The sequence below is a fragment of the Acinetobacter sp. HA genome, assembly GCF_000264725.1.
GTDB classification, from domain to species: Bacteria; Pseudomonadota; Gammaproteobacteria; order Pseudomonadales; family Moraxellaceae; genus Acinetobacter; species Acinetobacter schindleri.
The window spans coordinates 1-8,062 of sequence record NZ_AJXD01000082.1; the positions used below are offsets into that span (position 1 = coordinate 1).

The window sequence follows — 8,062 nt, forward strand, 5'->3', positions numbered from 1 at the left end:
AATATTGAATACAGACCAAGGCAGTCAGTTCACCAGTGATGCATTTATTGATGTATTGAAATCAAATGGCATTCAAATCAGTATGGATGGTAAAGGTCGATGGGTAGATAATGTGATGGTTGAACGATTATGGCGGAGCGTTAAATATGAAGAGGTGTATCTCAAAGCTTATAGCAGTGTCACAGATGCGAAAAAGCAATTAAGTGCATATTTTGAGTTTTATAATTTGAAACGACCTCATTCGAGTCTAGACAAAATGACACCAAATGAGTTTTACTATGATCAGCTACCCCAACAAAACAAGGTGGCTTAACTAGAGCGGAATATCACTTATAAATACGCTTTTAGTTGTTCAAACAAGTGGGACCACCTCTCATTGTACCTCTAATCTATCTGCGTTTTAGGCAGCTCGAAGGCTCTGTCGCTTTCCGAAGAAAATGGAACGCATACATTCGAGCTTATGCGCAGTATCAGTTCAAATTAAAACAAGTGGTAGAAAGTGTAGATGATGACAGGTCTGGTCAGCAAAAGTTAAGTGACTCAATGACTCGGCATTTTTTGCAACATCCATGGTTTCAATATCTAATGATTGGTGTGGTGATTTATGGTTGTATTGCAATGTATATTTGGGTCACACCATTCACGAGTAGCCGAGGATCGAGCTTCTGGATTCTCGCATGGTGGCCGATTAATGCTGTTATTATCGGGATGCTTTACTATATACAATTTCCGTTAATGCTACGGTGGTTATCAATTGCAAAAATACAAGAACAATATGGAATTTTGCAACTAAAAGCAGTGCGAGAGAATTCAGTCAATAATATGGTTGAAAAAATACCAAATTGACCTAATCTAAGGTTTATAGCCCGAATTAAACTGAGAATAGATTTTATATGTTATTTCATACTCCGAAACTACCGGCTGAAATCCGTATCAATCACCTGAATGCGCGTATTAATGAACAACGAAAAAAAATTGCGCAAACCACAGCCTCTAAACTGGAGCTGTTGCAGTTAAGTCAGCAACTGGCAAAAGAAGCACGTGCCCGTAAAAAAACTAATGAAAAAATCTACGTGCTCGATTTTAAAGGGGATACTGCTGCTTCTGCAGTTGAACAGCTACGTGAAGAAATTACGTTGATTCTGGCAACAGCAAAAGCTGGACGCGACCGTGTAATCGTACGCTTGGAAAGTCCAGGTGGTATGGTGCACGGCTATGGTCTGGCAGCTGCCCAACTGGTGCGATTACGTGAAGCAGGATTCCATTTGACGATTTGCGTCGATAAAGTCGCTGCTAGCGGTGGCTATATGATGGCATGTATTGCCAGCGAAATTATTTCTGCCCCGTTTGCGATTGTGGGTTCAATTGGTGTAGTTGCTCAAGTACCGAACTTTAACCGTCTGTTAAAAGACAACAAGATTGACTTTGAACTGTTTACGGCAGGTGAGTACAAACGTACCGTAACCATGTTCGGTGAAAATACTGAAGAAGGTAAAGCCAAGTTTGAAGAAGAAATTCAGCAAACGCATGCGCTGTTTAAGCATTTTGTGGAAAAGTATCGTCCGCAACTCAATGTTGAAAAAGTGGCAACAGGTGAGCACTGGTATGGTCAGGATGCGCTGGATCTAAATCTGGTGGATAAGTTGCAAACATCGGATGAGTATGTGTTGGGTTTATTGCCTCAGCATGATGTGTATACGATCAACACGCGTAAGAAACCAACTTTAGGTGAAAAACTGGGTTTGCAGGCAGCACAAATTGCTGATTCCTTGATCCCTGCAGTGATGAACAAAGTAGTCGACTCGCTGACGAAAGCCAATTCAAATCTGGTTCAGATGCGTGATCCGAAACTTTAATTTATTGCTCTGAAAATGATATGGAAAGCTCACTTCGGTGGGCTTTTTCATTTTTGAAATCAAATCATTATGATATAAGTGAAGTACTTTGATTGAGTCTAGGCTCATATGCTCACGTTTATTTTATTATTGGGATTCTTTAGCATCGTGTTTATTCCGATGTTATGTATGCTCTATGCTGAAGCCAAACTCATAAATAATGATTCGAAGAAGATTCTGTTTTGGCTGAGCTTTCTACCTGGTGCATGTATTTTTCTATTATATGGTGTTTTAAAGCCAAATAATCCACCCGTTACTCCATCGAAAGAATGTGGTGTGGTGCAGTCTTATCAGGTATATAAAACTCGAGGTGGAACTCAGCATGAAAGCCTAATCATTCGCTTCAATGGTGCCAAGTATAGTCGTTATTTATATTTCGATAAGGATTCTGAGAAAATGCCGAAAGGGCAAAGGGTCTGTTTTGAGTATTTAGATAAGTTTAAATACCCACACTTGTCAAAATCTAAGTTTGTTAAATGGATTGACCCTACTGAAATGCCGACCAGCACTGAGGTAAATCAGATAAAATAAAGCATATTTTACTGTTAGAGCAGAAACATGGCTGTCGCTGAAGCATATCTTGCAACGCAAAATTGTTATTTTAATTACGAGTTTGAAGAATTGAATTTGGATGATTTTCCTGAGGAATTATCTGTGTCACTGCGTGGCATGATGTTCCGCCATGAAATTCAATATCCTGATGCAATCTATTTCATTTATTACAGCGAGATATTAACGGGGAGTGAATTGCAAAAAATGAAAGATGATTGGAAGCGATATTGCCCACTTCCATAATTGCAAAACATGAAGGTAATTAAATCCATGATTCAAAACTTTAATTCATGATGATCTAAAAAGCTCACTTTAATGAGCTTTTTTATTTTGTGAAATCAGCATCAGTGCACCCGTAAACATCGACCCAACTGTTGCTAAAAACATATCTTTATGTGCATCCCACATGTCGCCTTGCTGACCATTATAACTTTCTGCCTGGTCAGGGGATAAGCCAATCGCAATCAGCCATTCGATCCATTCATAAATCAGACTGGTTGCCATGACAAATTGAATGACTAACAAAAAAACTGTGAATGGTTTTTGCTGCGGCAGCCAGACCTGAAATAGCCGGTAAAATACTGGGTAAAGTAGAAGGCCAAAAGCTAGGTGCACAAAACGGTCAAACATGTTGCGTGACCAGCCCATGGCAGCATTCAGGTCAAAGCCAAAGAGTGTCTGAGTCCATTCATTATAAGGTACATAAGAATACAGATAATGTGCAGCAACCACATGAATCAGCAGAAAAGCCAGATAAAGGTTGAAACTGAAAAAGCTCAATCCGATTTTATACAGGCACAAGATCAACATAACGATCATAAAAACCGTACCTGTTTGATGGAGCAGATAAGATTCCATTTCTAAAGGATGAATACTGGCAAAGATAATCGCAATTGCCAAAATCCCTAAACTAACAAAATGTTTGCTGCTTAAGCGATGATCCATCATCTATTTCTATATCATTTTTCTTAAAGTTAGACATGATTATAAATAAAAAAAGACGAAGCCGGAGCTTCGCTTTTGGTCTTAACTGTCTAAATTAGATTTTAGCGATTAAGTCTTTAATTTGTTTTGCTTGTTCAGATGCATTACCTGTATAGGTTGCAGGTGTCATTTCAGCCAAACGAGCACGATCTGCTGCAGGAACAGCTTCTAATTCGTTACCGTTTACGAAATCAACCATCATGTCACGAGTCATTGCCTGACCACGAGTCAATGCTTTTAATTTTTCGTATGGTTTTTCAACGTTATAACGACGCATAACCGTTTGAATTGGTTCAGCCAAGACTTCTTGAGCATTGTCTAAGTCTTCATCAATACGTGCAGCATTCAGTTCAAGTTTACCCACGCCTTTTAAGCAAGCTTCAAACGCGATCAAGCTTTGCGCAAAACCTACACCCATGTTACGAAGAACAGTTGAGTCAGTCAGGTCACGCTGCCAGCGAGAAATAGGCAGTTTTTCACCTAGATGCGCAAGAACTGCATTGGCAATACCTAAGTTACCTTCTGAGTTTTCAAAATCAATCGGGTTAACTTTATGCGGCATAGTTGAAGAACCCACTTCGCCTTCTTTTAGTTTTTGCTTGAAGAAACCGAGCGAGATATAACCCCAAACGTCACGGTTAAAATCGATCAAGATGGTATTGAAACGACGAAGCGCATCAAACAGTTCCGCCATGTAGTCATGTGGCTCGATCTGAGTGGTGTACGGATTAAAAGTCAAACCTAAAGATTCAACAAATGCTTGTGAATGCGCAGGCCAGTTGATGTCTGGGTAAGCTGAAAGATGCGCATTGTAGTTACCCACTGCACCATTAATTTTGCCCAGTAGCTCAACTTGTTTGAACTGTTTGATTTGACGGGCAAGACGGTAAGCCACGTTCGCCATTTCTTTACCCAAAGTGGTTGGGCTCGCTGTTTGACCATGTGTACGAGACAACATTGGTTGGTCAGCATGTTTTTCAGCTAATGCAACAATTGAATCAATGATTTGTTGCATAGACTCAACCAGTACATCACGACCGCTTTTCAGCATTAATGCATGAGACAGGTTATTGATGTCTTCAGAAGTACATGCAAAGTGAATGAATTCGCCTGCATTTTTCAGTTCTTCAATGCCTGCAATTTTTTCTTTCAGGAAATACTCAACCGCTTTTACGTCATGGTTAGTCGTACGCTCAATCTCTTTAATGCGGTTTGCATCTTCTTCAGAGAAATTTGCAACGATTGCATCAAGTGCTGCATTGGTTTCAGATGAGAAAGCTGGCACTTCAGTGATTTCAGGACGGTTGGCAAGCGCTTGTAACCAACGCACTTCAACAGTCACACGAGCATGGATCAGACCAAACTCAGAAAGAAAAGGGCGCAGCGCATCACATTTGCTAGCGTAGCGTCCATCTAATGGAGAAAGTGCAGTTAAAGCGTTCATATCGATTCCCTAAATTTTGGAATTAAACGAAAAACGAGATACGCGTACAGCATCAGTTAAACTGCCTGAAACTGTAAGCGCGCGAGATTTTGGATATCCTGTAGCAGCTTGCGCTTGCCAAAAACCATACCCCAGGAACTGCCGCCGAGTTGACGCCATAGGTGTGCCATTTGCAGGCCAGTAAACAATGAAGCACGAATACGGTTGGTGTGACCGGCATCTTTAAAGGCTTCAGCATTACCACGCACCATAATGCGCGGATTAATCTGTCCGGCAGTATCCACATAGGTTTGTGCGAGATTGGCAATGATGCTGGGGTGCATATAGTTATTGTCGAAAAAGGAGAGCTGTCTTAGAATTTTTTGCTGGGATTGTTCAATAATTTCAACAAATTTAGGATTGCTGTAGACCTTCTTTTCTAACTGAAGAAGTGCCATCGCATAGGACATTGGCAGCTTGGTAGAGGAGAGTTTTGGAAGTCTGGATTTTGGGCTGGTATCGAAGGGTTGAGTAATGGAACTTTCTAGGGTTTTTAATCCGAGAGAAATATCAGCCAGCTGATTAAACAAATCCAGGGTCTGGACATTGAGCGAGCCGCTTGGTCGGATATTTAAACTGGCTTTAATCAGCTGTTCAAAATAGAAATTACCACTTTCCCCAATGCTTTGCTGACCGGTTAAAGCAGTCATATGGGTCAGCTGGGTGGCCTGAAACACACCCGCTAACGCCAAAGCACGGTTTTGACGAACATTCAACGCTGTGGCCTGTTGAAAAGGTAATTTCGTCATGCCGACCTCATCCTTATATAAAATCAGGTTTAGGTGCATTGGTATGATGAATCACACCGCCACCCAAACATACTTCACCTGAGTAGAACACCACGCTTTGACCTGGGGTCACAGCTCGTTGTGGCTCATCAAATTCTACCCGAACACCTTGGGGTGTTTCTGGATCCTTATAAATGGTACACGCTTGATCAGGCTGACGATAGCGGGTTTTTGCCGTACAGCGGAAACCTGATTCAGAGATCTCCTGCTCACCAGCTACCCAGTCAATCGCTTCACTCCAAAGCATGGTGCTTTGCATTAGTGGATGTTCATGGCCCTGACCAACCACGAGACGGTTACCCTCGATATCTTTGTGCAGTACAAACCAGGCACCTTCTTCAGCGCCTTTCATACCGCCAATGCCGATCCCGCCGCGTTGACCGAGCGTATAGTACATTAAGCCGTGATGTTCACCAACCTCTTTACCGTCTTCTAGCACGATTTTTCCGGGTTGAGCCGGTAAATATTGCTTCAAGAAGTCATTAAAGCGGCGTTCACCAATAAAACAGATGCCCGTCGAGTCTTTCTTCTTCGCTGTAGCAAGACCTAATTCTTCTGCAATTTTACGCACTTGCGGCTTTTCAATTTCACCAACCGGAAACAGGGTCTTGTTAATTTCACGACCATGAACGGCATGCAGGAAGTAAGTCTGGTCTTTATTGTTGTCTACGCCACGTAATAAAGGTGCATATTGATCACCTTTAGAATTGGTCATGGTTTCACCACGACGACAATAGTGACCCGTCGCAATAAAGTCGGCACCCAGGTTAATCGCATGATCCAGGAAAGCACGGAATTTAATTTCTTTATTACACAAAATATCCGGGTTTGGGGTACGACCAGCCGCATATTCAGCCAGGAAATGCTCGAATACGCGATCCCAGTATTCCATTGCGAAGTTGGCAGTATGCAGTTTAATCCCGATCTTGTCACAAACGGCCTGAGCATCGGCAAGGTCATCCATTGCCGTGCAGTATTCTGTGCCGTCATCTTCTTCCCAGTTTTTCATGAAAAGACCTTCAACCTGATAACCTTGTTGAAGTAGGAGTGCTGCAGACACAGATGAATCTACACCACCAGACATTCCGACGATGACACGTTGTTGCATAGGATTAGGCATCCAAATTTGAAATTAAGGGAGAGTTTTGGTGCTCGTAAATGAGCGATAAAGGGTATTTTTGACCAGAAAGCGCATCTTGTACGGCTTTAATCACCAGCGGACTACGCGCACGAGCTGACTCTTGCAGTTCATCTAAAGTCATCCAGACTGCACCGACAATGTCCGTATCTAAAGTGGCATGTGGATCATAATCAATGGATTTGGCTAAAAAACAGAAGCGAAAATAAGTACGGTCTGGGAACATCGGCGGGGTATAGGTATACATGCCTAAAAGATGGGTCACTTCAACCGTATGTCCGGTTTCTTCCATGGTTTCACGAATTGCGGCCTCGACAATGGTTTCACCGCATTCTACATGACCTGCTGGCTGATTAAATACTGTGTGTGTCACACCTTCTGTATGTTCTTCTACAAAAAGGAATTTTCCGTCTTTTTCGACAACGGTTGCGACAGTGACGTGAGCAGTCCAAGCAGTCATAGAAACAGCACCATGGAAAATGATGCACTATTGTATAAAATTTTGTGGTGTGTGGCTATGTTGAGAGGGGATTTCTTTAGCTACTAAAAAATTATTAGTCTTAAAGAAATAAGCAATTTTATGAAATATTGCCTCTATTTTAAGCGTGAAATACTGAAAATCACTAAAAAAGCTCAATTCAACAGCATTAAGCTTTTATGTGTATAACAAAACTATGAATTATAAAAAATAATTTCTTATAACGTGCATCATGTTAATTGAGAAATATTAGATCTCTTTCATAAATCAAAAAACGATCTTCTTTTTGGTTAATATTTGCACTCCAGATTTCTTAGCATTCGTGCATAATCTGCCGATGAAATACATCGATTCAAACAAGCTTTCTGATCCTCAGTTCAAGCGATACACAGGCATCTCATGGTCAACTTTCTATTTGATGGTTGAGCAATTGCAGAAGCATGTCTCTGCCAAAGGCAGACCGCCCAAGTTAAGCCTGGAGGATCAGGTTCTGCTCTGTCTGAGCTATTGGCGGGAATACCGAACCTTATTTCACGTTGCGACGAGTTACGGGGTTTCAGAGCCCACAGCCTCAAGAATTGTCCGTCATGTTGAAGACTGCCTGATTCGGTCCAATCTGTTTAATTTACCCAAAGATTTACCCGAGGGCGAAGGCATCGACTGGAATGTTGTGATCGTGGATGCCACGGAAATTCCAATCCAAAGGCCTAAAAAAACAGAAGAAAAGCTATAGCGGCAAGAAAA

At 41.7% G+C, this 8,062-nt stretch carries 11 protein-coding genes; 6 read left to right on the forward strand and 5 right to left on the reverse strand.

Features of this window, described 5'->3' with window-relative positions:
* The 5 genes from HADU_RS11525 to HADU_RS11545 form a co-directional block, all read left to right on the forward strand.
* Positions 1–313 (forward strand): integrase core domain-containing protein (locus HADU_RS11525; protein WP_008306665.1); only part of this gene is annotated, 313 nt, incomplete at its 5' end.
* Positions 314–348: 35 nt separating this feature from the next.
* Entirely contained in the window at positions 349–846 is a 498-nt protein-coding gene (locus tag HADU_RS15150) for a hypothetical protein (protein ID WP_008306667.1), read from the forward strand.
* A gap of 47 nt (positions 847–893) precedes the next feature.
* Entirely contained in the window at positions 894–1,856 is a 963-nt protein-coding gene (gene sohB / locus HADU_RS11535; protein ID WP_008306669.1) for a protease SohB, read from the forward strand.
* A gap of 108 nt (positions 1,857–1,964) precedes the next feature.
* Positions 1,965–2,426, forward strand: coding sequence for a hypothetical protein (locus tag HADU_RS11540; protein WP_008306672.1), 462 nt, complete (start codon positions 1,965–1,967; stop codon positions 2,424–2,426).
* A gap of 27 nt (positions 2,427–2,453) precedes the next feature.
* Positions 2,454–2,690 carry a hypothetical protein gene (locus HADU_RS11545; RefSeq protein WP_008306673.1) on the forward strand — a complete coding sequence of 79 codons (237 nt, stop codon included), beginning with the start codon at positions 2,454–2,456 and terminating at the stop codon, positions 2,688–2,690.
* Between the two features lie 69 nt (positions 2,691–2,759).
* Here the strand turns inward: HADU_RS11545 and HADU_RS11550 are convergent, their stop codons facing one another.
* From HADU_RS11550 to HADU_RS11570, 5 genes are all read right to left on the reverse strand, one after another.
* Positions 2,760–3,395 (reverse strand): DUF2238 domain-containing protein, encoded by a 636-nt coding sequence (locus HADU_RS11550; protein ID WP_008306675.1) that lies wholly within the window; start codon positions 3,393–3,395, stop codon positions 2,760–2,762.
* A gap of 91 nt (positions 3,396–3,486) precedes the next feature.
* Positions 3,487–4,875 (reverse strand): adenylosuccinate lyase, encoded by a 1,389-nt coding sequence (gene purB / locus HADU_RS11555; RefSeq protein ID WP_004810482.1) that lies wholly within the window; start codon positions 4,873–4,875, stop codon positions 3,487–3,489.
* A 56-nt stretch (positions 4,876–4,931) separates the two neighbouring features.
* Positions 4,932–5,663, reverse strand: coding sequence for a high frequency lysogenization protein HflD (gene hflD / locus HADU_RS11560; RefSeq protein ID WP_004894049.1), 732 nt, complete (start codon positions 5,661–5,663; stop codon positions 4,932–4,934).
* A gap of 13 nt (positions 5,664–5,676) precedes the next feature.
* The gene (gene mnmA, locus HADU_RS11565) at positions 5,677–6,810 is read right to left on the reverse strand and encodes a tRNA 2-thiouridine(34) synthase MnmA (RefSeq protein ID WP_004894053.1); all 1,134 of its coding nucleotides are present in this window, start codon (positions 6,808–6,810) and stop codon (positions 5,677–5,679) included.
* A 4-nt stretch (positions 6,811–6,814) separates the two neighbouring features.
* Positions 6,815–7,300 (reverse strand): NUDIX hydrolase, encoded by a 486-nt coding sequence (locus HADU_RS11570; protein ID WP_005221494.1) that lies wholly within the window; start codon positions 7,298–7,300, stop codon positions 6,815–6,817.
* A 355-nt stretch (positions 7,301–7,655) separates the two neighbouring features.
* On the opposite strand from HADU_RS11570, the gene HADU_RS11575 reads away from it, so the two are divergent.
* On the forward strand, positions 7,656–8,051 hold the full coding sequence (locus HADU_RS11575) for a transposase family protein (RefSeq protein WP_008306679.1): 396 nt from the start codon (positions 7,656–7,658) through the stop codon (positions 8,049–8,051).
* Positions 8,052–8,062 lie beyond the last annotated feature (11 nt).

Excerpts from the sequence above, each read along its gene's own strand:
- sohB (WP_008306669.1), top strand. The coding sequence starts at position 894 with ATGTTATTTCATACTCCGAAACTACCGGCTGAAATCCGTATCAATCAC.
- HADU_RS11540 (WP_008306672.1), top strand. The coding sequence starts at position 1,965 with ATGCTCACGTTTATTTTATTATTGGGATTCTTTAGCATCGTGTTTATT.
- HADU_RS11545 (WP_008306673.1), top strand. The coding sequence starts at position 2,454 with ATGGCTGTCGCTGAAGCATATCTTGCAACGCAAAATTGTTATTTTAAT.
- HADU_RS11550 (WP_008306675.1), bottom strand. The coding sequence starts at position 3,395 with ATGATGGATCATCGCTTAAGCAGCAAACATTTTGTTAGTTTAGGGATT.
- purB (WP_004810482.1), bottom strand. The coding sequence starts at position 4,875 with ATGAACGCTTTAACTGCACTTTCTCCATTAGATGGACGCTACGCTAGC.
- hflD (WP_004894049.1), bottom strand. The coding sequence starts at position 5,663 with ATGACGAAATTACCTTTTCAACAGGCCACAGCGTTGAATGTTCGTCAA.
- mnmA (WP_004894053.1), bottom strand. The coding sequence starts at position 6,810 with ATGCAACAACGTGTCATCGTCGGAATGTCTGGTGGTGTAGATTCATCT.
- HADU_RS11570 (WP_005221494.1), bottom strand. The coding sequence starts at position 7,300 with ATGACTGCTTGGACTGCTCACGTCACTGTCGCAACCGTTGTCGAAAAA.
- HADU_RS11575 (WP_008306679.1), top strand. The coding sequence starts at position 7,656 with ATGAAATACATCGATTCAAACAAGCTTTCTGATCCTCAGTTCAAGCGA.